The organism is Rhizobacter fulvus, from assembly GCF_964020785.1.
Genome location: NZ_OZ224516.1, coordinates 2,982,000 through 3,006,374, shown reverse-complemented (window position 1 = coordinate 3,006,374; position 24,375 = coordinate 2,982,000). Strand labels below are relative to the sequence as shown.

The 24,375-nt window shown below is 69.4% G+C and carries 27 protein-coding genes; 4 read left to right on the top strand and 23 right to left on the bottom strand.

Features of this window, described 5'->3' with window-relative positions; translation table 11 throughout:
• Window positions 1-2: 2 nt before the first annotated feature.
• The gene (locus ACWH49_RS14380) at window positions 3-983 is read left to right on the top strand and encodes a Bug family tripartite tricarboxylate transporter substrate binding protein (RefSeq protein ID WP_448172067.1); all 981 of its coding nucleotides are present in this window, start codon (window positions 3-5) and stop codon (window positions 981-983) included.
• 63 nt (window positions 984-1,046) lie between these two features.
• Here ACWH49_RS14380 and ACWH49_RS14375 read toward each other — a convergent pair whose 3' ends face one another.
• The 5 genes from ACWH49_RS14375 to ACWH49_RS14355 are packed head-to-tail and all read right to left on the bottom strand — an operon-like array spanning window position 1,047 to window position 5,635.
• Window positions 1,047-2,204, bottom strand: a complete 1,158-nt coding sequence (locus ACWH49_RS14375; protein WP_448172066.1) for an ABC transporter substrate-binding protein — start codon at window positions 2,202-2,204, stop codon at window positions 1,047-1,049.
• A gap of 49 nt (window positions 2,205-2,253) precedes the next feature.
• Window positions 2,254-2,961 (bottom strand): ABC transporter ATP-binding protein, encoded by a 708-nt coding sequence (locus tag ACWH49_RS14370; RefSeq protein ID WP_448172065.1) that lies wholly within the window; start codon window positions 2,959-2,961, stop codon window positions 2,254-2,256.
• Complete coding sequence (locus tag ACWH49_RS14365; protein WP_448172064.1) at window positions 2,948-3,757, bottom strand: ABC transporter ATP-binding protein; 810 nt, start codon at window positions 3,755-3,757, stop codon at window positions 2,948-2,950. Before ACWH49_RS14365 ends, ACWH49_RS14370 begins: the two co-directional genes overlap by 14 nt.
• Complete coding sequence (locus tag ACWH49_RS14360; RefSeq protein WP_448174353.1) at window positions 3,750-4,760, bottom strand: branched-chain amino acid ABC transporter permease; 1,011 nt, start codon at window positions 4,758-4,760, stop codon at window positions 3,750-3,752. Before ACWH49_RS14360 ends, ACWH49_RS14365 begins: the two co-directional genes overlap by 8 nt.
• Window positions 4,761-4,771: 11 nt before the next feature.
• The gene (locus tag ACWH49_RS14355) at window positions 4,772-5,635 is read right to left on the bottom strand and encodes a branched-chain amino acid ABC transporter permease (protein WP_056460977.1); all 864 of its coding nucleotides are present in this window, start codon (window positions 5,633-5,635) and stop codon (window positions 4,772-4,774) included.
• A gap of 281 nt (window positions 5,636-5,916) precedes the next feature.
• Here ACWH49_RS14355 and ACWH49_RS14350 point away from each other — a divergent pair, with 281 nt between their 5' ends.
• Both ACWH49_RS14350 and ACWH49_RS14345 read left to right on the top strand, forming a co-directional pair.
• The gene (locus tag ACWH49_RS14350) at window positions 5,917-7,470 is read left to right on the top strand and encodes a class I adenylate-forming enzyme family protein (RefSeq protein ID WP_448172063.1); all 1,554 of its coding nucleotides are present in this window, start codon (window positions 5,917-5,919) and stop codon (window positions 7,468-7,470) included.
• Between the two features lie 2 nt (window positions 7,471-7,472).
• Window positions 7,473-8,459: a Bug family tripartite tricarboxylate transporter substrate binding protein gene (locus tag ACWH49_RS14345; protein WP_448174352.1), complete on the top strand. Its 987-nt coding sequence runs from the start codon at window positions 7,473-7,475 to the stop codon at window positions 8,457-8,459.
• 10 nt (window positions 8,460-8,469) lie between these two features.
• Here ACWH49_RS14345 and ACWH49_RS14340 read toward each other — a convergent pair whose 3' ends face one another.
• The 14 genes from ACWH49_RS14340 to ACWH49_RS14275 all read right to left on the bottom strand — a co-directional run bounded on the left by ACWH49_RS14340 (window position 8,470) and on the right by ACWH49_RS14275 (window position 18,868).
• A complete protein-coding gene (locus ACWH49_RS14340; RefSeq protein ID WP_448172062.1) occupies window positions 8,470-8,952 on the bottom strand; it encodes a hypothetical protein in 483 nt (160 codons plus the stop codon).
• Window positions 8,953-9,081: 129 nt separating this feature from the next.
• Window positions 9,082-9,273, bottom strand: coding sequence for a hypothetical protein (locus ACWH49_RS14335; RefSeq protein ID WP_056460967.1), 192 nt, complete (start codon window positions 9,271-9,273; stop codon window positions 9,082-9,084).
• Between the two features lie 93 nt (window positions 9,274-9,366).
• Window positions 9,367-10,149 (bottom strand): esterase/lipase family protein, encoded by a 783-nt coding sequence (locus ACWH49_RS14330; RefSeq protein WP_448172061.1) that lies wholly within the window; start codon window positions 10,147-10,149, stop codon window positions 9,367-9,369.
• Between the two features lie 33 nt (window positions 10,150-10,182).
• The gene (locus tag ACWH49_RS14325; RefSeq protein ID WP_448172060.1) at window positions 10,183-10,821 is read right to left on the bottom strand and encodes a TetR/AcrR family transcriptional regulator; all 639 of its coding nucleotides are present in this window, start codon (window positions 10,819-10,821) and stop codon (window positions 10,183-10,185) included.
• A gap of 6 nt (window positions 10,822-10,827) precedes the next feature.
• Window positions 10,828-11,295 (bottom strand): phasin family protein, encoded by a 468-nt coding sequence (locus tag ACWH49_RS14320; protein ID WP_448172059.1) that lies wholly within the window; start codon window positions 11,293-11,295, stop codon window positions 10,828-10,830.
• A gap of 104 nt (window positions 11,296-11,399) precedes the next feature.
• Window positions 11,400-11,945, bottom strand: coding sequence for a hypothetical protein (locus tag ACWH49_RS14315; RefSeq protein ID WP_056460954.1), 546 nt, complete (start codon window positions 11,943-11,945; stop codon window positions 11,400-11,402).
• Window positions 11,946-12,043: 98 nt separating this feature from the next.
• Entirely contained in the window at window positions 12,044-12,742 is a 699-nt protein-coding gene (locus ACWH49_RS14310) for a GntR family transcriptional regulator (RefSeq protein WP_448172058.1), read from the bottom strand.
• Window positions 12,743-12,764: 22 nt separating this feature from the next.
• Entirely contained in the window at window positions 12,765-14,087 is a 1,323-nt protein-coding gene (locus ACWH49_RS14305; protein ID WP_448172057.1) for a C4-dicarboxylate transporter DctA, read from the bottom strand.
• 110 nt (window positions 14,088-14,197) lie between these two features.
• Complete coding sequence (gene soxA / locus ACWH49_RS14300) at window positions 14,198-14,956, bottom strand: sulfur oxidation c-type cytochrome SoxA (RefSeq protein ID WP_448172056.1); 759 nt, start codon at window positions 14,954-14,956, stop codon at window positions 14,198-14,200.
• Window positions 14,953-15,285, bottom strand: a complete 333-nt coding sequence (locus ACWH49_RS14295) for a thiosulfate oxidation carrier complex protein SoxZ (protein WP_448172055.1) — start codon at window positions 15,283-15,285, stop codon at window positions 14,953-14,955. The genes soxA and ACWH49_RS14295 overlap by 4 nt, the downstream gene beginning before the upstream one ends.
• An 11-nt stretch (window positions 15,286-15,296) precedes the next feature.
• The gene (locus ACWH49_RS14290; protein WP_448172054.1) at window positions 15,297-15,755 is read right to left on the bottom strand and encodes a SoxY-related AACIE arm protein; all 459 of its coding nucleotides are present in this window, start codon (window positions 15,753-15,755) and stop codon (window positions 15,297-15,299) included.
• 11 nt (window positions 15,756-15,766) lie between these two features.
• A complete protein-coding gene (gene soxX, locus ACWH49_RS14285) occupies window positions 15,767-16,186 on the bottom strand; it encodes a sulfur oxidation c-type cytochrome SoxX (protein ID WP_448172053.1) in 420 nt (139 codons plus the stop codon).
• Complete coding sequence (locus ACWH49_RS14280; RefSeq protein ID WP_448172052.1) at window positions 16,186-18,402, bottom strand: molybdopterin cofactor-binding domain-containing protein; 2,217 nt, start codon at window positions 18,400-18,402, stop codon at window positions 16,186-16,188. Before ACWH49_RS14280 ends, soxX begins: the two co-directional genes overlap by 1 nt.
• A gap of 13 nt (window positions 18,403-18,415) precedes the next feature.
• Window positions 18,416-18,868 carry a (2Fe-2S)-binding protein gene (locus ACWH49_RS14275; RefSeq protein ID WP_448172051.1) on the bottom strand — a complete coding sequence of 151 codons (453 nt, stop codon included), beginning with the start codon at window positions 18,866-18,868 and terminating at the stop codon, window positions 18,416-18,418.
• A gap of 116 nt (window positions 18,869-18,984) precedes the next feature.
• Between ACWH49_RS14275 and ACWH49_RS14270 the strand changes: the two genes are divergently transcribed.
• On the top strand, window positions 18,985-20,775 hold the full coding sequence (locus ACWH49_RS14270; protein ID WP_448172050.1) for an acyclic terpene utilization AtuA family protein: 1,791 nt from the start codon (window positions 18,985-18,987) through the stop codon (window positions 20,773-20,775).
• A gap of 3 nt (window positions 20,776-20,778) precedes the next feature.
• On the opposite strand, the gene ACWH49_RS14265 is transcribed toward ACWH49_RS14270, so the two are convergent.
• From ACWH49_RS14265 to ACWH49_RS14250, 4 genes are all read right to left on the bottom strand, one after another.
• The gene (locus tag ACWH49_RS14265) at window positions 20,779-21,483 is read right to left on the bottom strand and encodes an RES family NAD+ phosphorylase (RefSeq protein WP_448172049.1); all 705 of its coding nucleotides are present in this window, start codon (window positions 21,481-21,483) and stop codon (window positions 20,779-20,781) included.
• Complete coding sequence (locus ACWH49_RS14260) at window positions 21,484-21,897, bottom strand: MbcA/ParS/Xre antitoxin family protein (protein ID WP_448172048.1); 414 nt, start codon at window positions 21,895-21,897, stop codon at window positions 21,484-21,486.
• A 64-nt stretch (window positions 21,898-21,961) separates the two neighbouring features.
• On the bottom strand, window positions 21,962-22,729 hold the full coding sequence (locus ACWH49_RS14255; protein WP_448172047.1) for an SDR family oxidoreductase: 768 nt from the start codon (window positions 22,727-22,729) through the stop codon (window positions 21,962-21,964).
• A 296-nt stretch (window positions 22,730-23,025) separates the two neighbouring features.
• Window positions 23,026-24,258 carry a multifunctional CCA addition/repair protein gene (locus ACWH49_RS14250; protein WP_448172046.1) on the bottom strand — a complete coding sequence of 411 codons (1,233 nt, stop codon included), beginning with the start codon at window positions 24,256-24,258 and terminating at the stop codon, window positions 23,026-23,028.
• Window positions 24,259-24,375 lie beyond the last annotated feature (117 nt).

Here is a 24,375-nt window from a genome sequence, read left to right as displayed (position 1 = left end):
AGATGCCTTCATCCACCGCTTCCGAAATCCGCCGCCGCAGCGTGCTGCTCGGTACCGCGGCCCTCGCACTGCCCTTCGGCGCGCGCGCCCAAGCCTTTCCGGGCAAGCCCGTCACGTTGATCGTGCCGTGGCCGGCCGGCGGCTCGACCGACCGCCACCTGCGCGCGCTCGCGGAGATCGCCGGCAAGAACCTCGGCCAGAACATCATCGTGGAGAACAAGCCCGGTGGCGGCGGCACCACCGGGCCCGGTTCGATGGCGCTCACGGCCAAGCCCGACGGCTACACGATCGCCCAGTACCCGATGGGCATGGTGCGGCTGCCGCACATGCAGAAGGTGCAATGGGATCCGTTGAAGGATTTCACGTTCATCATCGGTGTCAGCGGCTACACCTTCGGCTTCACGGTGCGCGCGGATTCGCCGTACAAGACCTTCAACGAGTACATCGAGGCGGCCCGCAAGGCGCCCGGCAAGATCGACTACGGCTCGACCGGCATCGGCACCTCGCCGCACCTGCTGATGGAAGAGCTGGCCGGCAACGCCAAGGTCGAGCTCACCCACGTGCCGTTCAAGGGCAACGCCGACCTGACCCAGGCCCTGCTCGGCGGCCACGTGATGGCGATGAGCGACGCGACCGGCTGGGACAAGTTCGTCGATGGCGGCCAGATGCGCCTGCTCGTCACGTTCGGCGAACAGCGCACCAAGCGCTGGCCGAACGTGCCGACGGCCAAGGACCTTGGCTACAACGTCGTCTCCACCTCGCCGTACGGTCTGGTCGGGCCGAAGGGCATGGACCCGGCCGTCGTCAAGGCGCTGCACGATGCCTTCCGCAAGGCGATGGACGACCCCAAGCACATGGAAGTGATGGCGCAGCTGAACCAGGACCTCTGGTACCGCAGCGGCGACGACTACGCCAAGTGGGCGCGCGACCAGTTCGCGAAGGACAAGCAGTTGATCGAGCGACTCGGGCTCGCCGCGAAGTAGTCCGACGCGCCATGAAAAAAGCGGCCCCGCTGGGCCGCTTTGCATTGCAGGCCGCCGATCCGCCTACTTGATCGCGCTGAGCTTGACCTCGCGGATCTTGCCGTTCTCGACCACTGCGACTCGCGGGTCGGCGGTCGAGCCGCCGCGCTCGTCGACACCGTCGACCGCGCCCGGGTTGAGCTTGCCCGGGATGGTCTTGAAGGCCTTGTCGAGCTGGGCCCGGATCGCGACCGCGTCGGTCACGCTGCCGGCCAGCTTCATCGCCAGCGCGGTCACGTGCACCGCGGTGTAGTTCAGCGACACCTCGGAGCTCGGGTCACGGCCCGGGTACAGCTTGTGGAAGCGCTCGACGTAGGCCTTGGTGTCGGCCGAGCTGTCGTCGACGACCGGCAACACGCCGATCGAGCCCTCGAGCGAGCCGTAGCCGCCGCTGACCTTCTGCACCTCGTCCATCTTGGCCTGGTCGATGATGATGAAACCGCCCTTGAAGCCGAGTTCGCGCGCCTGCTTGACGACCAGACCGGTCGGCTCCGACGCACCGCCGATGAACATCACGTCCGGCTTGCCGGCGAGCGCGCGGCTCACGCCGCTGTAGAAGTCGGTCGCCTTGTTGTAGCTCATCGGGTTGTCGGCGACGATCTTGCCGCCGGCTGCTTCCCACGCCGGCTTGAAGGCCGCGTTCCAGGCTTTCGCGTAGTCGTGGTCGGCATCGGCGATCGCGACGTTCTTGCCGAACTTGCCCATCGCATGCTTGATGAACGGCTGGATGTAGCTGGTGAACTCGGGCGGGATGCGCAGCGTCAGCTTGTTGTTCGCGGCGGCGATCTGCGGCGTGCTGCTGTACGCGAGGATCAGGTACTTCTGCGCGACGTTGTTGGTCTGCAGCGCGTAGATGCCGCCCGAGTGCGGCACCAGGATCGCCGGAGTCTTGCTCTCCTGCACCAGGCGCTGCGCGTTGATCGCGGTCTCGCTCGGGTTGTACTTGTCGTCGAGCGCGACGATCTCGAGCTTGTACTTCTTGCCGGCCACCTCGAAGCCGGCCGCGTTGACCTCGTCGGCGGCCATCTTCATGCCGTCGAGCACGTTCTTGCCGTAGAGCGCGGCGCCCCCCGAGAGCGGGCCGGAGAAGCCGATCTTGACGACCTCCTGGGCGAAAGCGGGCGTCGCGGCGATCGCCAGCGTGGTCGCCACGGCGGCGGCGAGTCGGTTGAATCGATTCATCTGTCTTGTCTCCTTCAGGGTTGACTGGACCAAAACCGGGTGCGGTGCGTCAGGCGCCGATGTAGGCCTTGCGCACCGCGTCGTTGTCGAGCAGGGATTGCGGGTCGCCTTCCATCACGATGCGCCCGCTCTCGATCACATAGGCGCGGTGCGCGATCTTCAGCGCCGCGAACGCGTTCTGCTCGGCGAGCAGCACCGTGGTGCCGGCGCGGTTGATGCGCTGGATCACCTCGAACACCATCTTGACGACCAGCGGCGCGAGGCCGAGCGAGGGCTCGTCGAGCAGCAGCGCCTTCGGCCGCCCCATCATCGCGCGGCCGATCGCGACCATCTGCTGCTGGCCGCCGCTGAGCGACCCGGCCGCATCGTCCTTCTTCTCGGCGAGGATCGGGAACAGGCCCAGCACCTCGTCGAGCATCTTCTGGTTGCCGGCCTTGTCGCCGCGGTGGACGTAGGCGCCGAGCATCAGGTTCTTCAGCACCGACATCTGCGGGAACAGCTTGCGCCCCTCGGGGCACTGCACCACGCCGGTCGCGACGATCTGCGAGGCCTTCATGCCGACCAGCTCGGTCTGGCGGAACCGGATGCTGCCGCCTGCCGCCTTGTGGATGCCGCTGGTGGTCAGGAAGATCGAGCTCTTCCCGGCCCCGTTGGCACCGAGCAGCACGACCAGTTCGCCCTCCTTCGCGTTCAGCGTCACGCCGTTCAAAGCGCGGAAGCTGCCGTAATTCAGCGAGACGTTCTCAAGCGTGAGCATCGGTGCCCGCCTCCAGGTGATCGATGCCCGCATGGTCGGCGCCGAGGTAGGCGTCGATCACGGCCGGATCGGCCCGCACCTGGGCTGGCGTGCCCTCGGCGATCTTCTCGCCGTAGTTCAGCACCAGGATCTTGTCGGCCAGGCTCATGATCATGTCCATCTTGTGCTCGATCAGGCACACCGTCAGGCCGCTGGCGACCATCTTGCGGATCAGCGTCGCCAGGCCGACGGTCTCTTCCGGGTTCACGCCGCCGGCCGGCTCGTCGAGCATCACCAGGCTCGGCGAGGTGGACAGCGCGAGCGCGAACGCGACCCGCTTGCGCTCCTCCTGCGAGATGTCGCCGGCGAGCCGGTGCGCGACATGCGACAGGCCGACGAAGTCGAGCGCGTCGCGCGCCTTCTCGCGGCAGATGCGCTCCTCGTCCTTCAGGCGGCCGGTACCGACGAGCACGTCCCACAGACCCGACTTGGTGCGCAGCCGGTGGCCGACGATCAGGTTGTCGAGCACGGTCGCCATGTCGAACAGCGCGGTGCTCTGGAAGGTGCGCGAGATGCCGAGCTGCGCGACCTGGTCGGTGCGCAGCTGCGTGATGTCCTGGCCCTTGAAGACGATGCTGCCCGAGGTGGCCCGGTGCGTGCCGCCGATCAGGTTGAAGAAGGTCGTCTTGCCGGCGCCGTTCGGACCGATGATCGCGTTGATCTTGCCGGTCTCGATCTCGGTGCTGACGTCGTTGACCGCCGCCAGCCCGCCGAAGCGCTTGGTCAGGTGCGAGACCTTGAGGATCGGCTCAGACATGGCTCGTCCCTTCGCGCATCGGGGCATCCGCGCGGGCCGCCGCCGGGGCCGGCTGCGCGTGCGCGGCCCGGCGCGCGCGCCAGCCCAGGTAGGTGCCGACGACACCGTGCGGCAGGAAGATCACCAGCAGCACCAGGATCGGCCCGAACACGATGAACCGGTACTCCTGCAGGAACTGCAGGTACTGCGTCAGCCACGGCACGGACAGCGCTCCGAGCAGCGGCCCGAGCAGCGTACCGATGCCCCCGATCAGCATGTAGATCGTCATGTCGAAGGTGTTCTCGACGCCGGCCACGCCGGGGCCCAGGAAGCGCACGAAGCCGGCGTAGAGCCCGCCCGCCATGCCGGCGTAGAACACCGACAGCATGAACGCCAGCAGCTTGGTGCGCATCAGGTTGATGCCGAGCGACTCGGCCAGCTCCTCGCTGTTGCGGATCGCGACGAAGGTGCGGCCCAGCAGCGAGCGGACGATGCGGCTCATCACCCACACGCCGAGCACGAGAAACGCGAACACCAGGTAGTACAGCGTGCGCGGCGTGTCGAATGCGATGCCGGCGATCGCCCCGGGTGCCGGGATGCCGATGATGCCAACGGTGCCGTGGGTCAGGCTCTCCCACTTCTCGATCACGAGGAACATGATGTAGCCGACGCACAAGGTGAAGATCGAGAAGAAGTGGCCGCGCAGCCGCAGCGACAGGATGCCGACGAAGAAGCCCAGCGCCGCGGCCGTGAACCCGGACAGCGCGAAGGCCGCCCAGAACGGCCAGTGGTGGTCGACCGTCAGGATGCCGACGGTGTACGCGCCCACCGCCATGAACCCGCTGTGCGCGAGGTTGAACTGGCCGGTGTAGCCGGTGATCAGGTTCAGCCCGATCGTGGCGATCGCGAAGATGTACGCGGTCGACATCACGGTCAGGTGGTAGTCGTTCTTGGCGATCAGCGGGAACACCAGCCCGAGCGCGGCGAGCAGCGCCCAGCCCCACTTGCCCTGAATGCCGTTCATCAGCGCGCCCATCACCGGGCGCCCTTCGTGAAGATGCCCTGCGGGCGCACCGACAGGATGATCACGAGTAAGGCGAACGCGACGATGTCCTTGTAGTCGGTCGACAGGTAGAACGCGCCGAAGCTCTCGGCGAAGCCGATGATCAGCCCGCCGACGATCGCCCCGGGCACGCTGCCCATGCCGCCGAGGATGATGATCACGAAGGCCTTGGTGATCACGAGGTTGCCCATCGCCGGATAGACCAGGTTGATCGGCGCGTACAGCGTCGCCGCGATCGCGGCCAGCGCGCCGGAGATCGCGAAGGTGAGCATCGCGACCTTGTTCGCGTCGATGCCGACGAGCGAGGCGCCGTCGCGGTTCTGTGCCATCGCGATGATGGTCGAGCCCATCACCGTCTTCTTCAGGAACAGCTGCAGCGCGACCACCAGCGCGAACGCGCCGCAGATGATCAGCAGGCGCTGCGAGGGGAGCGTCAGGCCGCCGATGTCGATGATGCCGGTGTAGGGCGTCTGCATGCGGTTGAAATCGGCACCCCAGATCGCCTGCGCGCCGGCCTCCAGGAACAGCAGCACGCCGATCGCCGCGATCATCGGGTGCAGCCCCGAGGCGTGGCGCAGCGGGTGGAACACCAGGCGCTCGGCCAGCGTGGCGAGCAGCGCGACGCAGGCGGCCGAACCGATCATCGCGATCCAGTAGTTGAGGCCGAAGGCCTTCATCAGGTGGAACGAGACGAACGCGCCGGCCATGTAGAACGCGCCGTGCGCGAAGTTCGGGACGTGCAGGATGCCGTAGACCAGCGTCAGGCCCAGCGCGACCAGGCTGTAGATGCCGCCGAGGGTCAGCCCGTTCAACACCTGTTGCAGGAAAAGGTCCATCGTCGTGGGATCTCGCGAGCATCCGCGTTTGTTGCAGCGCGGCGATCTTCGCGGTCGCACGCGGCAGCGTCAACGCCGGCAGCCGCGGAGCAAGGGCATTGCGGTTCGTTTCTAGGGCAAACACCGACGCATTGCGCCGGCGCACGCACGAGCCTGCCGTGCGACGCGTCGCGCACGTGACAGGCCCGCTCCGTGACAACCCTTGTGACGCGGTGCTGCGCACGCTGCGCGATCGCGCGCATCATTCCGCCTTGATCGATCCGACCCCTGCGCCGCCACCGATGACCGCCCCTGCCGCACCCCTCGACGCTCCCTACCGCACCCTCAGCGACCTCGTCCGCGAGCATGCGCTTGCACGCCCCGGCCAGGCCGCGCTGGTGCAGGGCGACGACGTGCTCAGCTATGCCGAGCTCGATGCGCTGATGGACCGCATCGCCGCCACGCTGCAGCGCGATGGGCTCAAGCCGGGCGATGCGATCGCGATCTGCGCGCTCGCGTCGCCGCGCTATGCCGCTGTGTTCCTCGGCGCGCTGCGGGCCGGCGTGGCGGTGGCGCCGCTCGCGCCGTCGGTCACGCCCGAGAGCTTCGCATCGATGCGCGGCGACGCGCAGGCGCGCTGGCTGTTCGCCGACGCCGCCGCGCTCGAGCCGCTGGCCGGCACCGGCCGCGAGGCCGACTGCATCTCGCTCGACGGCATCGCGCCCGGCCGCCCGTTCGACGCCTGGCTGATGCCGGCGGGCGCGCGCCCGCTGCCGGTCGACGTGCCGCCCGAGGCGCCGTTCAACATCATCTATTCGTCCGGCACGACCGGCATGCCGAAGGGCATCGTGCAGTCGCACGGCATGCGCTGGTCGCACGTCGCGCGCGGCGCCAACTACCGCTACGGCCACACGGGCGTGACGCTGCTCGCCACGCCGCTCTACTCGAACACGACGCTGGTCGTGTTCTTCCCGACCCTCGGCTTCGGCGGCACCATCGTGCTGATGCCCAAGTTCGATGCCGCGAAGTACCTCGCGCTCGCGCAGCAGCACCGGATGACCCACACGATGCTGGTGCCGGTGCAGTACCAGCGCATCATGGCCCTGCCCACGTTCGCCACGCACGACCTGTCGAGCACGCTGTTCAAGTTCTGCACCAGCGCGCCGTTCAACGCCGCGCTGAAGGCCGACGTGCTCGAGCGCTGGCCCGGCGGGCTGATCGAGTTCTACGGCATGACCGAGGGCGGCGGCACCTGCATCCTGCTGGCGCACGAGCACCCGGACAAGCTGCACACGGTCGGCCAGCCGGCGCAGGGGCACGACATCCGGCTCATCGACGACGAGGGCGTCGAGTTGCCGCCGGGCGCGACCGGCGAAGTCGTCGGCCACTCGGGCGGCATGATGCTCGGCTACCACCGCCAGCCGCAGAAGACGCGCGAGGCCGAATGGTTCGCACCCGACGGCAAGCGCTTCATCCGCACCGGCGACGTCGGCCGGTTCGACGACGACGGCTTCCTGGTGCTGATGGACCGCAAGAAGGACATGGTCATCAGCGGCGGCTTCAACATCTACCCGAGCGACCTCGAGGCCGTGCTGCGCGAGCATCCTGCGGTCGCCGACGTGGCCGTGGTCGGCGTGCCGTCGACCGAGTGGGGCGAGACGCCGGTGGCGTTCGTCGTGCCGCGTGCCGGCCACACCGACGAGCCGCGCGCGATCATGGCGTGGATGAACCAGCGCGTCGGCAAGACGCAGCGCCTCGCCGACCTGCGCTTCATGGCCGAGCTGCCGCGCAGCGCGATCGGCAAGGTGCTCAAGCGCGAGCTGCGCGATCGCTACACCACCGGAGACACCGCATGACGATCGACCACCCGACCCGCCGCCGCTTCAACGGCACGCTGCTCGCCGGCAGCGCCGCGCTGATCGCCGCGCCGGGCGTGCGCGCGCAGGCTGCCTGGCCGGGCAAGCCGATCCGCATGATCGTGCCCTACACGCCCGGCGGCTTCACCGACGTGACCGCGCGACTGATCTCGCAGAAGCTGCAGGAGCGGCTCGGCCAGACCGTGACGATCGACAACAAGCCCGGCGCGAACAGCATCATCGGCGTCGACCTGATCGCCAAGGCGCCGCCCGACGGCTACACCATGGGCGTCGTGATCGCCGCCTACGCGGCCAACACCTCGCTGTACCCGAAACTGCCCTACGACCCGAAGAAGGACCTGGCAGCCGTCTCGCTGATCGGCATCTCCCCACTGATCGCCGCGGTCAACAACGATGCACCGTTCAAGACGGGCCCGGAACTGATCGCCTACGCGCGCGCCCATCCGGGCAAGGTCAGCTTCGGTTCCAGCGGCGGCGGCTCGGCCGCGCACCTGACGACCGAGTACCTGAAGGCGCTGACCAACACCTTCATGGTCCACATCCCGTACCGCGGCGCGGCGCCGGCACTGACCGACCTGATGGGCGGTCAGATCCAGCTGTTCTTCGACGCGGCCTCGGGCCTGATCAACCCCGGCAAGACGGGCAAGGTGCGCCTGATCGGCGTCGCGAGCGACCGGCGCCTGCCCGCGGCGCCCGACGTGCCGACATTCATCGAACAAGGCATCGCGAACTTCACCGGCAGCACCTGGGCGGGCATCCTGGCCCCGGCGGGCACGCCGAAGGACATCGTCAAGCGCGTGGCCGACGAGGTGGCGCGCATCGTCCGCATGGACGACGTGAAGGCGCGACTCGAAGGCATGGGCACGATCCCGGTCGGCGGCACGCCGGAAGAATTCGCCTCCTTCATCGGCGCGGAGACGGCGAAGTGGGGTCAGGTCATCCGCAACGCGAAGGTCACGGCCGAATAGAGCCGCGTGTTCAGCGACCGCCGCCGACCTCGCGACCCGAGCGGGTCTGCGCATCCAGCCCGCGTTCGGGCGACTCGGCCACCTGCTTCTCGCCCGAGCCGACCTCGATCAGCTCCTCGATCATCAGGTGACCGTAGCGCTGCGCACGGGCCGCGCGGAAGCGCCGGGCCACGTCGGCGATCCGGTTCGCCTCGTCGTCGCTCGGCGCCTTGACGACGAGAAAACTGTGGCCCTGCACGGCCAGTTCGCGATGGGCCTTGACGAGGTTAAGCTCCTGGCCGATGCCGGCCAGCACACCCGCCTGCTCGATGTCGATGTCGGCCTGCTGGCGCATCTGATCCGGGGTGTACGCGGTGATGTCGCCCGGGGCGCTGCCGCCGCTCAGCAGGGCCGAGTACGCCCCCTTCATGTCGCTCTCGTTCGGGAACGCGAGGATCACATGGCCCACGGGTTTGAACACGCCATAGGCTGCTGGGCGGTCGTTGGGGGACATGGAGGTTCCTTCCGGTCGATGACTGGCCGCAGGGGCCGGAGCGCCGATCCTCGCCGCGCCATTTGAAACCGTCACTCGGCGGACCGAGCATTCTCACGTCGGCCGGCGCCTACACCGACGGATCGGCGGTCAGGACCGCCGCATGTCGAGGTCGAACACGGCCTGCGCCGCCGCCTCGGGGCCCATGCTGCGCCAGCGCAAGCGTGAACACATGTCCTCGACCACCGGCCGGGCCAGTTCCGGGTCGAGCGCCGGGTCGAGTTCCACCATGCGCGCGATGCAGCGTGCGACCCAGGTCGAGTCGTCGAGCGGTTCCACCATGGTCCAGTCCCGGCGCCAGCAGGCGCCTCGTCTTTTGAAGGGGATGGAACTCTACTCGGGCCGTGCGCGGCCCGGGATGTCAAAAGACGCAGCTCAGCGGGTCGTCGCGGCGGGCGGGAACACCGACGCGCGCCAGCCCTTGCGCTCGAACGGCTTCCAGTCGCCCTCGCGCTGCGCCAGGCGCTCGGCGACCGCGAACAGCACCGCCGGATGCACCGCCATGCCCATGTGGCTGCTGACGACCTCGATGCTCTCGGTGTTCTCGCTGGCCGGCTCGAGGCTGCTCTGCCATGCGACCACGCCGTCCGTGCGGCTGTAGATCGACGTGGTCGGCACGCGCGGCCGGCTGGTGATCTGCTGCCAGCGCTGCGGGTCGACCGAGCTCTTGCCGCTGGTGAACTCGTAAACCCGCCATGCATTGCTCGAGCGCGGATGGCCGGTGACCGGGCTGCCCAAGGTGATGACGCTGCGCACCGCATCCGGCCGCTGCGACGCGAGCAGGCGCGCGTACGCGCCGCCCAGGCTCTGGCCGACCAGGCTCACGGTGCGGCCGCTGCGGGCATGCAATTGGTCGATCTTCGCGAGCATCGCGTCCTCGACGCCCGGACGCGGGCCGTAGTTGCGGCCGAGGCCCCAGCCATGCACCTCGTAGCCGCGCCGGCCCAGGAAGTCGCGCAGCAACTTGGTCGACGCATCGCTTGCGACCAGCCCCGGCAGCACCAGCACCGGGTGGCCGTCGCCGCGCGGCGCCAGGCGCAGCCAGGGCAGCGCGGCCACGCCGACGGCCAGTTCCCAGCCGGCGCGCAGTTCGAGGAATTGCAGCAGGCGCGACGGCGGCTGGATGTGCGACGGGTGGGCGGTGTGGGCAGTGGGCATGGTGGTCTCCGTGCTTTGTCGTTGTGGGGAAAACTATCGCAGGTACTTGGACCGCAGGTAATTCAGGTAATCGCGCGCCTCGCCCACCACGTAGGGCGACAGCAGCGTCAGCGTGTAGTACGCGGCCAGCGCCGGCTCGGCGTGCGGCTGGGTGGTGCGCCGCGGGGTCAGCCGCTTGAAGCTGAACCAGCAGGTGGTCGAGAACACGATCTGCAGCGCGAGCATCTCGACCTCCTCGTCGCTGGCCTCGATCGTGCCGGCCTGCTTGAGGCCGGTGCACAGGCTCTTCGCGGCCAGCAGGTTGTGGGCGGTCAGCGCGCGCGCCCGGGTCTCGAGCTCGGGGTATTCGTTGAGCAGGTAGTCGACGTCGCGGTAGACGAAGCGGTAGTCGTTGATGACCTCGAAGACGAGGTGCAGCGACAGCCACAGGTCGTCGATCGCATCGACGTCCGCGGCGGCGTCCATGCACGAGGCGAGCCGTTCCTCGAAGCGGCGGAACAGGCCGGCGACGATCAGTTGCTTGGCCTTGAAGTGGTAGTGCAGGTTGCCCGGGCTAATGCCCAGTTCGGCGGCGATGCGATGGGTCGAGACGCCGGCCAGCCCGTCGCCGTTGAACAGCGCGAGGCTGGCTTCGAGAATGCGGTCGCGGGTACGGGTGGCGGGCGCCGTCATGCAGGATCAGCGCTTGCGCGGGGTCGCCTTCGGTTTCGCGGCCGGCGCCGGCTTCTTCAGCGCCGCCACCTCGGCGCGCAGCGCCGTGAGCTCGGCACGCTGGGCCGCGAGTTCGTCGCCCAGCGCCTGCAGCGCCTCGATCGACGGCATGCCCATGCGCTCCAGCGCATGCACCACGCGCTGGTCGAACACGGCCTCGAACTTGCGCAGGCCGAGGGCGTCCTGCGCGACCTTCGCGGCGCCGCCCTCGCGCTTGACCAGGCCCGACCAGCCGGCACCCGCGTCGAGACCGAGGATCGCCTCGAACACCCGGCTCTGATGCTGCACGACGTCGTCGCGGACCTTGCCCAGCGCCTTCAATCCGGCGCGCAGCGGGTTGTCCTTGCCGGTCTCGGCGTCGGCAGCGGCGACCGGCTCCGCCGCGGCGGACTCGGGCCGCGCGCGCGGCGCGCGGCGTTTGGGCGGGGTGACCATGGGGCGTCCTTCGTTCAACGACATGATCGCAGATGGAACAAAGGCCTTCGCTCGCGCGAAGGCCTCGCTTTCACCGATGGCGCTCGGTTCGCGCCTGGTGCCTCTTACGCGCGGGCCTTGGCGACGCGGCGGGTGGCCTTCTTGGCGACGCGCTTGACCGTCTTGACGACCTGCTCGACCTCGTCCTCGGCGCCGACCACGCGGGCCGACAGGCGCTTCGTGCCTTCGACGGCGCGGTTGGCGATCTCGAGCGAGACCTGCGCGACCGGCATCGTCAGCTGGCCGACGGTGGTGATCGCCTTGGTGTCGAACGCGGTCTCGACGCGGTCGACGGTCGCGACCGCACGCTTGATGCTGCCGTTGACGCCGTCGGCGACCAGGTCGATCGCCTGCTCGGCACGGTCCGAACCGGTGGCGATGCCACCGACGACGACGCCGGCGATCTGCTGCTGCACGTCGATCAGGCTGGCCTTGACCTCTTCGCTGACCAGCGGCAGCGCACGGGTGTTCAGGAACTCGACATAGCGCGCGTTCGCGCCGCTGACCAGGCGTTGCGCGCCGGTGCGGTAGGCGCCGACGATGATCTTGCCGACCTGGCTGTACTGGCCGACGACGGTGTGGGCAACGGTGCTGAAGGTTTGCGTGGACATGTTCTCTCTCCGGGGGTGAATGATTCGATGGACGGAATCATCCGCGACGACCCCTAGTCGCCGAAAGCTAGAACGGTTCGAAACCTAGTACGACTGGCCTAGGACCGGCGAGCCAGCGGTGCCAGCGATTCGCGCAGCCGCTCGACCGGATCGACGGCAGCCAGCGACTGCCCCAGCGCGTCCTCGACGCCGCCGATGTGCGTCAACATCATCGCGGACGCGCCGTCGGCATCGCCACGCGCCAGCGCGGCGACGATGCGGCCGTGGTCGGCACAGGACTCCTGCGCGTCGTGCGAACTCTGGAACAGCGACGCGACCAGCGTGGTGCGCGCGGTCAGGTCGCGCAGCATGTTGCACAGCACGCGGTGGCCGAGGCAGTCGGCCAGGCAGACATGAAAGTCGGCCAGCATGAAGGTGCGGGCGGCGATGTCGCCGGAATCGATTGCCGCCTGCTCCTCCTTCAGGTGATCGCGCAGGCGCCTGATCACGCTCTGCAGCGGCTTGCCGGCGTCGCGCACGAGCGCCGATTCGCGCAGCATGCCGGTCTCGACCGCGCGCCGTGCCGCGAAGGCATCGCGCGCCTGCTCGATCGACGGCTCGACGACGTACCAGCCCTTGCGCGAGCGCACCTCGAGGAAGCCGCGCGCCTGCAGCTGCATCAGCGCCTCGCGCACCAGCGTGCGGCTGACGCCGAACATGTCGGCCAGTTCCTGCTCGCCCAGGCGCTCGCCGGGCTTGAGCTTCTGCGCGAGGATCGACTCGACGACGCGCTGGGCGATTTCGGTTTGCGTGGCCATGGGCGGCGAGACTAACAGGGCGTCAGTGCGCGGCGACCGGCAGGGCGACGGGCGCGATGTCCTCGTCGGTCTCGTCCGCCGGCACCGGCCGACCGTCCAGCACGGCGTGCGCACGCTCGCGGTCGATGTCGCCTTCCCACGCCGCCACCGCGACGGTCGCGACGCAGTTGCCGATCAGGTTGCCCAGCGCCCGCGCGATGCCCATGAACCAGTCCACCGACAGCACCAGCACCAGGCCGATCGCCGGGATCGCGGGGATCGCCTGCAACGTGGCCGCCAGAACGACGATCGCCGAACCCGGCACGCCGTGCGCGCCCTTGGAGGTGACGAGCGAGATCGCCAGGATGGTGAGCAGGTCGGTCATCGAGATCGGCGTGTTCGTCGCCTGCGCGATGAAGACGGCGGCCAGCGTGATGTAGATCGAGAATGCGTCGAGGTTGAACGAGTAGCCGGTCGGGATCACGAGGCCGACGGTCGAATCGCGGATGCCCATGCGGCGCAGCTTGGCCATGATCTGCGGCAGCACGCTGTCGCTCGACGTGGTGGCGAACACGATCGCCAGTTCCTCGCGCAGGTACTTCAGCAGCTTGACGATCGAGAAGCCCGAGAACCGCATGATCGCGCCGAGCACCACGAACACGAACAGGATCACCGCGACGTAGTACAGCGCGACCAGCATGCCGAGTTGCTTCAGCGAGCCGATGCCGTACTTGCCGACCGTGAACGCGATCGCGCCGAGCACGCCCAGCGGCGCGAGCTTGATGATCAGCCCCATGATCTTGAACAGCACGTGCGACAGGTCGTCGACGAAGCCGGCGACCGCCTTGCCGCGCGGGCCGATCAGCGCCAGCGCGCAGCCGAACAGGATCGCGAAGAGCAGCACCTGCAGCACGTCGCCTTTCGCGAACGCATCGACGACGGTCGTCGGGATCAGCTTCTGGAGGAACTCGACCGTGCCGCCGCCGGTAAGCTTGGAGGCGTTGTCGACATAGGCGCTCATCGCCTTCGCGTCGAGCGCCTTCGGGTCGACGTTCATGCCCGCGCCGGGCTGGAACACGAAGGCCAGCAGCAGGCCGAGCGCGAGGGCGATCGTCGTCACCACCTCGAAATAGATCAGCGCCTTGACGCCGACCCGGCCCACGCGCTTCAGGTCGCCCGCGCCGGCGATGCCGTGCACGACCACGCAGAACACGAGCACCGGGATGATCATCTTGATGAGCTTGATGAAGCTGTCGCCCAGCGGCTTGAGTTTCGTGGCGAAGTCGGGTGCGAGCAGCCCGACCAGCACGCCGATCAGCAGCGCCAGGACGACCTGACCGAACAGGGAACGAAGGAAACGAGGCATGAGCTTCTCCTGCGAGGGGTCGGACAAGCTCTTTGACGACAAGCTTGCATACAAGCAATGTAGTCAACAGATGGAATTCGTCCGTCAGGGATTTCCCGCGGCCCGCACGTTCAAGGTCGGACGGCAGGTGTCTCCACCGTCATGCCGGCCGCGCGCTGCGTGAGGTACAGCTCGAGCTCGACCCACTCCGGCGCGCCGGCGGCGAACGGCTCGGCGCGCACGCCGGTCATGCAGCTGCGAAGCCGCCGCTGCAGCGACCCGAGACCCTGCCATTCGAGCCGGTAGATCGGGTAGCCGGTCGGATGTGCCTGCGGGATCGTCGCGCCGCCGAGGCGCTGGCCGGCGTGGTCGTCATGGCACTGCGCGCACGAGAAATCGAACTGGCCCAGACGCTGGCGGAACAGCGCCTCGCCACGCGCACGATAGGGCTGCAGCCGCGGGTCGGCCGGGGGCGCGATCGGCAGGCCACGCGACTGCATCGCGACGAACGCCTCGAGCCCGAGCAGCGCGTCGCTTTCAGCCGCGAGCGGCGCGGCTTGCTGGTGCTCGACGCGGCAGGCGTTGATGCGCTGTGCCAGCGTGACCGGTCGCCGCGCCGCGGCATCGAACGCCGGGTAGCGGGCCGCGACGCCGCGCATCGCCGTGCTCGCGTCCCCGTGGCAGGCGGCGCAGCTGGGCAGGCCGGCCGCCGGCACGCGCTCCCACGATGCGGCCCCGTCGGCGACTCCGAGCATTGCCGGGTTGGCCGCGTCGTCGCGCTGCATCGCCTGCAGCTGCGGCGTCATGTCGTCATAGCCGGAGCGGCGCGGGTCGGTGGCGGCTGTCGCGGCCGACGCGAGCAGCATCATCGCGAGCGCGCGAACCCTCATGTCACCGTCAGCGTCACGCTCTCGGTCTGCGCGAAGCCGTTGTCGCCATCCCACTGGAAGCGCAGCGTGCCGCTCCCGGTGGCGACCGTGAAGAAGGAGATGAACGGGTTCGCGGCGACCGCGGGAAACAGCTCGGCGCTGAAGACTTCGACCTCCTCCCGCCCGTCGACGTAGCGGCAGCTCAGGCGCCGGATCAGGTTGCGCGGCTGGATCGCGCCGTCCTCGCCGGGCCGGTAGCCGGTCTCCATCGGGTGCGCGATCAACGTGCGGATCTCGATGAGCTCGCCGCGCTTCGCGGTCTTCGGCATGGTGATCAGGACACGGGCCATGGCCGCTCGCTTCAGGATTCGACGCACGCGGCGAGCGTGACGATCACGTCGACGGTGTGCATGAAGCACGACCCGTCGTTCATCCTGGCCACCGCCACCAGCTGCTGCGAGGTCGCGAGCCGGATGCGGGTCGCCACCGCGGCGCGGCCCGCGCGCGGGCCGAGGTGGAACACCGCGACATCGCGCTGGGGGTTGCGCTCGTTGAACACCGCGATCGCCGTGACGTGGTCGGCCTCCGTCATCGGGCTGTCGACCTTCACGCTGATCGGCACGACGTTGCCGTTCTCGACCAGCGGCGCGATGTCGAGCAACACCCGCCCGGTCCGCAGCGGCGCGCCGCCCGCGAAAGCGCGGATGGCGGCGGCCAGCTCCTCCGGCGACGCCGCCGCGCTGCGCCACGCGATCGACCCGACCACGCCGACCGCCGCGCCGAGCAGCGCACGCCGCGTCCAGCCGCCTCGGTCCGACACGGTGTCGCGCCTCATTGCAGCGTACGAAGGAACGCCACCACGTCTTCGACCTGCTGCGGCGCCAGCACCGGCTTGCCCTGCCATGCGGCGCCGACGCGGGTCAGCCCTTCGGTGCGCTGGTACGCCGGCATCATCGACTGCGGATTCAGGCGTCGGCTGTCGACGATGCGCAGCCGCAGCTGGCCCTCGCTCCAGCGCGCGCCGGCGCCGGTGAGGTCGGGCGCGAGGTTGCCCTGAAAGCGCTCCTCGGGGAACGGCCCGGCGTGGCACAGCAGGCACAGGCCGACCTGGCGGTTGACGACGATCGCGCGGCCACGCGCGGCGTCGCCCGGCACGTCGGTCAGCGGGCGCTCGATCGCGTCCTCGGCCGCGCGCGCGTCGTGCGCGGCGACGCCCAGGCACAGCAGCGTGGCGGCGACGCCGGCGCGCATCACGCCCTCTTCAGGCTCTGGCTCTTCAGCGGCAGCTCGCGGATGCGTCGGCCGGTGGCGGCGAAGATCGCGTTCAGCACCGCCGGCGCAGCGACCGCGATCGTCGGCTCGCCGACGCCGCCCCAGAAGCCGCCCGAGGGCATCAGGATCGCCTCGACCTTCGGCATGTCCTCCATGTGCATCACCGGGTAATCGCTGAAGTTGCTCTGTTCGATCCGCCCGTCCTTGACGGTGCATTCGCCGTACAGCGCGGCCGACAGCCCGTACGCGAACGAGCCTTCGACCTGCGCCTCGATCTGCTGCGGGTTGACCGCGTTGCCCGGGTCGGTGGCCGCGACGATCCGGTGCACCTTCAGCGAACCGTCGTCGCCGACCGACACCTCGGCGCAGGCCGCAACGTAGCTGCCGAAGCCCATGATCTGCGCCAGGCCGCGATGGACCTTGCGCCCGCCGACGTCCGGCGCCGGCGTGCCCCAGCCCGCGCGCTGCGCGACCGCGTTCAGCACCGCCAGGTGCTTGGGCGAGTCGGCGAGCAGCTTGCGGCGCAGTGCGAGCGGGTCCTGCCCGGTCGCGAACGCGATCTCGTCGATGAAGCTCTCGACATAGATCGCGTTGTGGTTCAGGTTCACGCCGCGCCAGAAGCCCGGCGGCACGTGCGGGTTGCGCATCGCGTGGTCGACCAGCAGCGCAGGCAGCTTGTAGCCGAACGCGCCCTCCGCCCCGCCCGCGTTCAGGCCCTGGAAGACGACCGGGTCGCGCCCGTTCTGCAGGTTCTGCGGCATCAGCCCGGCGACGATCGACTGGCCGGAGATGCGCATGTGCAGCCCCGTCACGTTGCCCTGCGCATCGAGCCCCGCGGTCATCCTGCACTGCGTGATCGGGTGGTACTTGCCGTGCTGCATGTCCTCCTCGCGCGACCAGATCATCTTGATCGGCGTGCCTGGCAGCTGCTTGGCGATCAGCACCGCCTGGGTCAGCCAGTCGTGCGCGCCGCGACGACCGAAGCCGCCGCCGAGGTTGAGCTTGTAGACCTCGCACTTCGCGGGCGGCAGGCCGGCAGCCTCGGCAGTGGCGGCGAGCGCGGCCTCGCCGTTCTGGGTCGGGCACCAGACCTCGCAGCGCTCGGGCGTGTAGCGCACGGTCGCGTTCATCACCTCCATCGGCGCGTGGTTCTGGTAGGGGTACGAATAAACCGCTTCGAGCTTGCGCGGCGCGGCGGCGATTGCGGCCTTCGCGTCACCGACCGAGTTGCCCACGATCGCCTGCGGCGCGTCCAGGCCCTCCTTCAGGAACGCCGCGATGGTGGCGCTCGAGACCTTGGCGTTCGGGCCTTCGTCCCATTCGATCGGCAGCGCGTCCAGCGCGCTCTTCGCACGCCACCAGGTGTCGGCGATCACCGCGACGGCGCTGTCGCCGACCGCGACGACCTTCTTCACGCCAGGCCGGCCCGCGATCGCTGCGGCGTCGAATCGCTTGACCTTGCCGCCGAACACCGGGCAGTCCTTGATCGCGGCATTCAGCATGCCGGGCAGCTTCAGGTCCATGCCGAAGACCTGCGAGCCGTCGAGCTTCGCGGCGGTGTCCAGGCGCTTGACCGGCTTGCCGGCGATCTTCCAGTCCTTCGGGTCCTTCAGCGCGACCTCGGTCGGTGGCGTGAGGCGGCTGGCCGCGGGCGCGACCTTGCCGTAGGTGGTGGTGCGGCCGCTGGGCTTGTGGGTGATCACCCCGGCGGCGGCCACGCACTCGGCCACCGGCACCTTCCATCCGTCGGCCGCGGCCTGGACCAGCATCAGCCGCGCGATGGCGCCGCCCTTGCGCACGTAGTCGTTCGACTCGCGCACGCCGCGGCTGCCGCCGGTCGAGAAGTTGCCCCAGACGCGGCCGCGCGCGAGGTTCTGACCGGGGGTCGGGTACTCGGTGGTGACGCGGGCCCAGTCGCAGTCGAGTTCCTCGGCCACGAGTTGCGCCAGGCCCGTCAGCGTGCCCTGCCCCATCTCGGACCGGGCGACGCGGATCACGACGGTCTCGTCCGGCTTGATGACGACCCAGGCGTTGACCTCGGGCGGCACGGCCAGCGGTGCCTGCGCCTGCGCGGTGTTCGCGAACGGCACGTGGAAGCCGACGACGAGGCTGCCGGCCGCGGCAGTCGAGGCGCCGATGAAATGGCGCCGGTTCAAACGCGCGCCAGCGGCGGAAGCGGTGGTGATGGTCTTCATCGCAGGCTCCCGTTCAGGCCGAGGCCGCCGCCTGCTTGATCGCGGCGCGCACCCGGTTGTAGGTGCCGCAGCGGCAGATGTTGGTCATCGCGGCGTCGATGTCGGCGTCGGTGGGCTTGGGCTTCTCCTTCAGCAGCGCGGCGGCGGCCATGATCATGCCGGCCTGGCAGAAGCCGCACTGCGGCACGTCGAGCGCGGCCCAGGCCTTCTGGACCGGGTGCGACGCGTTCTTCGACAGGCCTTCGATCGTCACGATCTTCTCGGTGGCACTGACCGTCGACGCCGGCCGCACGCACGAACGCGTCGGCACACCGTCGATGTGCACGGTGCAGGCACCGCACTGCGCGATGCCGCAACCGTACTTGGTGCCGGTCAGTCCGAGCTGTTCCCGCAGCACCCACAGCAGCGGCGTGTCCGCCTCGGCCTGGAAGTCTCGGTTGCTGCCGTTCACGTTCAGTGTCGCCATCGGTCCGTCTCCTGCGGTGGGGGGTGCCGGAGCATTATGTGGCGCGCCGATGACCTGCGTGCGCGCTGCCGATTACCCTGAGCGACAGCCTCGGTCGGGCACGCACAATGACTCGCATGACGATCCACCCGACGCCCGCGCCCCGTCGATCCACCGTCCGCATCGGCGGCGCCTCGGGCTTCTGGGGCGACACCGCGCTGGCAGTGCCGCAACTGCTGGCCGGCGGCGCGGTCGACTACCTGGTGTTCGATTACCTGGCCGAGGTGACGATGTCCATCCTCGCGGCGCAGCGCGCGAAGGACCCGACCGCCGGCTACGCGGTGGACTTCGTCCAGATCATGATGCGCGAGGCGCTGCCGCGACTGCAGGCGCAGCGCATCCGCGTGGTCGCGAACGCAGGTGGCGTGAACCCGCTCGCGTGTCGCGACGCACTGCTGAAGCTCGCGGCCGAGATGGGCATCACGCTCAAGGTCGGCGTCGTGCTCGGCGATGACCTCGTCGCGCAGGCCGGCGAGTTCCGCAGCGCCGGCATCACCGAGATGTTCAGCGGCGAGCCGTTCCCGCAGCGCGTTGCGAGCATCAACGCCTACCTCGGCGCGCTGCCGATCGCGCGCGCCCTCGACGCCGGTTGCGACGTGGTGATCACCGGGCGCTGTGTCGATTCCGCGGTGACGCTGGGTGTGCTGATGCACGAGTTCGGCTGGGCCGCGGATGCGTACGACCGGCTCGCGCAGGGCACGCTGGCCGGCCACCTGATCGAGTGCGGCGCGCAGTGCACCGGCGGCCTGTTCACCGACTGGGAGCAGGTGCCCGACTGGGAGAACATCGGCTTCCCGGTCGTCGAGGCGCATGCCGACGGCAGCTTCGTGATCACCAAGTCACCGGGCACCGGCGGGCTCGTGACGCCGGCGACCGTCAGCGAGCAGTTGCTCTACGAGATCGGCGACCCGCGCGCCTACCTGGTGCCGGACGTGGCCTGCGATTTCACTCAGGTGCGCATGACACCCGACGGCGCGGACCGCGTGCGCGTGAGCGGCGCGACCGGCCGCGCGCCGACCGCGCGCTACAAGGTCAGCGCGACCTTCGCCGACGGCTACCGCAACACCGGGTTCCTGACGATCGCCGGGGTCGACGCGGTGCGCAAGGCGCAGCGCACCGGCGACGCGCTGCTCGTGCGCATGCAGCGCATGCTCGCGGCACACGGGCTGCCGCCGTTCACCGAGACGCGGGTCGAGGTGCTGGGCGGCGAGGAGATGTTCGGTGCGCAGGCCCGGCAAGGTGCGCGCGAGGTCGTGTTGAAGATGGGCGCGAAGGCGGCGTCGCGCGACAGCCTCGAACTGTTCGCACGGGAGTTCGCGCCCGCGGCCACGTCGATGGCGCCGGGCACGCTGGGCCTGGTCGGCGGCCGCCCGACGCCGACGCCGGTCGTGCGGCTGTTCTCGTTCCTGCTCGACAAGCGCGCGCTGGCGGTGAGCGTCGACATCGACGGCACGAGCGAGCCGGTGGCGATCCCGACCGACGGCGGCTTCGACGAGGCGGCGCTGCCGCCGGCGCTGCAGCACGCCAGCGCGCCGCAGCGGGCCGACGCGCCGCTGGTCCCGCTCATCGAGCTCGCGCACGGCCGCTCCGGCGACAAGGGCAACAAGGCCAACATCGGCATCGTCGCGCGCCGACCGGAACATCTGGCCGCGCTGTCCGCCTGGCTGACGCCGGAGCGCGTGGCCGCGCATTTTGCGCATCGCGCGCCGAGCGGCGTCGAGCGCTTCGACCTGCCGGGCCTGCATGCGATCAACTTCGTGCTGCACGACGTGCTCGGCGGCGGCGGCATGGCCTCGCTGCACACCGACAACCTGGCCAAGGCCTACGCACAGGTGCTGCTGACGATGGAGGTGCCGCGGCCCGATTGAGCGTCAAGGCAGCGCGTGCGGGCCGCGCTTTTCGTACCAGTGGGTGATGCGCCGGCCATCCCAGTGCAACGCGATGTGGGCACTGGAACGCGCCTGGCGCAGCGCCTTGGGTCGGAAGATGCCAACGCAAAGGCCGCCCTCGTGACGGACGCTGGGGAACAGCACGCCCGCGCTGCCCGCCTCGCGCAGCTCGCGCCCCAGCGCCTGCGGCGCGCCATAGTCGTTCGGGTCGAGCAGCGTCGCGCCCTGCGGACCGAGCGCACGCAGGTCGTGCAGATCAGCTGCGACGGTCGCGGTGATGAGCCGCAAGTCGACATCGATCGCCGGCTCCGCGGTGCGCGACAGGAACAGTGCCCGGTGGTGGCTGACCTCCGCGACGGCCGTCTCGAGTGCGTGGGCCGCGTAATAGACGCCGTAGCTGCCGTCCGAAAAGCGCGAGCCCTCCGGGTTCAGGTGCGTGAAGGCCGCCATCACCATCGTGCTGCCGACGCCGGTCACGCGCTCCGCCGGCGGCACCAGCTGCAACTGGCCGATCTCGTCACGGATGCGCGGGTTGGTCAGTGCCTCGATCGCGAACACGACATCGAGGTCGGCCGGGTCGGCGACGCGGTCGTACAGGCCGACGGTCGGGTAACGCGACGGGATCAGCCGATAGCTCGGCCGCCATTCGGTCGCGCTGACCGGAATGGTCTCGAGCGACACCGACATTCAGGCTTTGCCGCCGCGCTGCGCGTCGAGGTAGTGGCGCACGACATAGAGATCGGCCACCTGCCCGCCCAGCATGCGCTCGAGCGCCGAGTGGCCACCGAACAGCGGCGCCGTGTTGGGCTGGCGGACCCAGCGGTCGGCCTGCTCGGCCGCCGGCAGCAGGATCTGCAACGCCGCGTAGATGCCGAACAGATAGGACAGCCGCTCAAGCACATGGCGGTCGAGCCCGTGGCCGACCTTGCCCTGCTTCCACTGATACAGCGTGCTGCGGCCGACGCCGAGCAGCGTGGCCTGCTCGGTCGCATCGAGCTGCCAGGCCGCGCTGATGCGCCAGAAGGTCCGCAGCGCGGCCTGCGCGGCGGCGGCCGCCGTGAGATCGATCGGCGGGGCAGACGGCTGAAGAACGGCGTTCATACCCGGCAGGGTAGTTCATGCCTGGACGAAATACAAGTTTTCGTCCAGGCTCGAACAGGGTGAATCAGCCCCGCGCGTGGGTCACACCGCCGTCGATCACGAGCGTCGAGCCCATCACGTAGTCGCCGGCGCGCGAGGCCAGGTAAATAGCGCCGCCCGCCATGTCCTCGTCGCGGCCGATGCGTTTGGCGGGGATGCGCTTGGCGGTTTCCTCGGCGTGGTCCCGGGCGACGCGGTTCATCTCGGAGGCGAAGGCGCCCGGCGCGATCGCGCTGACGACGATGTTGTCCTCCGCCAGGCGCAGCGCCATTCGCCGCGTCAGCTGGATCAGCCCGGCCTTGCTGGCGGCGTACGAGTACGTCTCCTGCGGGTTGACGGAGATGCCGTCGATCGACGCGATGTTGATGACCTTCGCGGGCTGCTTCTTGGCGGCGGCCCGCAGCGGCGCGATCAGCGCCTGGGTCAGGAAAAACGGCGACTTGAGGTTCAGGTCGACGACCTTGTCCCAGCCCTTCTCGGGGAAGGTGTCGAAGGTCTCGCCCCAAGCCGCACCGGCGTTGTTGACGAGGATGTCGAGCGTCGACTCGTGTTCACCGTAGGCGGCGACCAGGCCCTGGATGCCTTCCATCGTCGACACGTCGGCCGGCAGCGAGATGCATTCGCCCTGCGCCGACAACGCCTTGGCGGTCGCATCGCAATCGGCGGCCTTGCGCGACGAGATGTAGACCTTCGCGCCCTGGGCGAGGAAGCCGGCGGCGATCATGCGGCCGATGCCGCGCGAGCCGCCGGTGACGAGCGCGATGCGCCCCTTGAGGGAAAACAGGTCGGTCATGGGTGTCTCCTTCGATGATTGTCGTCATCGATTGTGAGCACCGCCCGACCGCCGCGCTGTCACCAGCGCGTCCTGGTCCCTCGGGTCGGTTCAGTGGAAGAAGAAATACGCGATCACCAGAACAAAGAGGGGAACGCCGAGCAGCCAGCCGAGAAAGTACTTGCCCATGATGTGTCTCCGGTCGGATTCGAGTTGAGGTGCAGCCAGCGTAGGGCGCGTATTGCGCTCGGCCGACCGGACGACCCCGCCGCGAGGTGTAGGAGACCTGCCCGCGCCACCGGCCGCCAGTGCGGGCGTCAGTGCGGCGCGTCCAGTCCGACGGCCACGGCATCCGAGCGCGCGTGCTGGATGGCCTCGCCGATCGCCGGGCCCTTCATTCCGCGTGCGGCTGCCTGCGTTGCGACCGCCGTGGCGTCCACCGCGAGTGCCAGCCGCAGCGCGCGCGCGAGCCGCGGGCGCTGCGGATAGGCGCTGTCTTCGAGCCCGAGGCGGCCGCGTGCATCGCACTCGCAGGCGAGCAGCAGCTGTTCGAAACGATCGGGCCGGCGGATGGCGTCGCAACGTTCGAGCAGCCGCATCACCGCGGCGGCGTTGAACTCGCCGCTGCGGTGCACGTTGCCGTGCTCGCGCGCGACCACTTCGGCGAGTTCGCGGCAGGCGACCGGCACGCGCAGCCGCTCGCAGACCCCGCGCACCAGCGTCACACTGCGCTGCTCATGGCCGAGGTGACGCGGCAGCACGTCCGGCGGCGTCGTGCCCTTGCCGAGATCGTGGCCGAGGCAGGCGAAGCGCACCGGCAGGCTTGCATCGAGCCGCGCGGCCATGTCCAGCACCATCATCAGGTGCACGCCGGTGTCGACCTCGGGGTGAGGATCGGCGGGCTGCGGCACCCCCCAGAGCCGGTCGACCTCGGGCAACAGGCACCGGAGCGCGCCGCAGGCGCGCAGCACCTCGAACATTCGCGACGGCCGCGCCTCCATCAGGCCGCGCGAGAGCTCCTGCCAGATGCGCTCCGGCACCAGTGCATCGACCTCGCCCGCCGCGACCATCGAGGCCGCGAGCACCATCGTCTCCGGCGCGACGCTGAACTCCGGGAAACGGGCCGCGAAGCGCGCGAGCCGCAGGATGCGCACCGGGTCTTCCGCGAATGCGCTCGACACGTGGCGCAGCAGCCGGGCCTGCAAATCGCGCTGCCCGCCCCACGGATCGATCAGCCGGCCATCGGCGGCGCGCGCCATCGCGTTGATGGTCAGATCGCGGCGGGACAAGTCCTGCTCCAGCGTCACGTCGGGCGATGCGTGGAATTGAAAGCCTTTGTAACCCGGCGCCGTCTTGCGCTCGGTGCGCGCGAGGGCGTATTCCTCTCGGGTCTGCGGGTGCAGGAAGACGGGGAAGTCGGCGCCGACGGCGATGAAACCGGCCGATCGCATCGCCTGTGGCGTCGATCCGACCACCACCCAATCACGGTCCGTCACGGGGCGCTGCAGCAATTCGTCCCGTACTGCCCCTCCGACCACGAATGCTTGCATGTGACTCGCCCAAACCCCTGCATCTTCGTTACATCTTGAATCAGATAAACCCCTCACGTGTGGGGGACCGAATTCTGAATCGCCTGTTTATAAACGCAACTGTGCGGTACAGCTTCA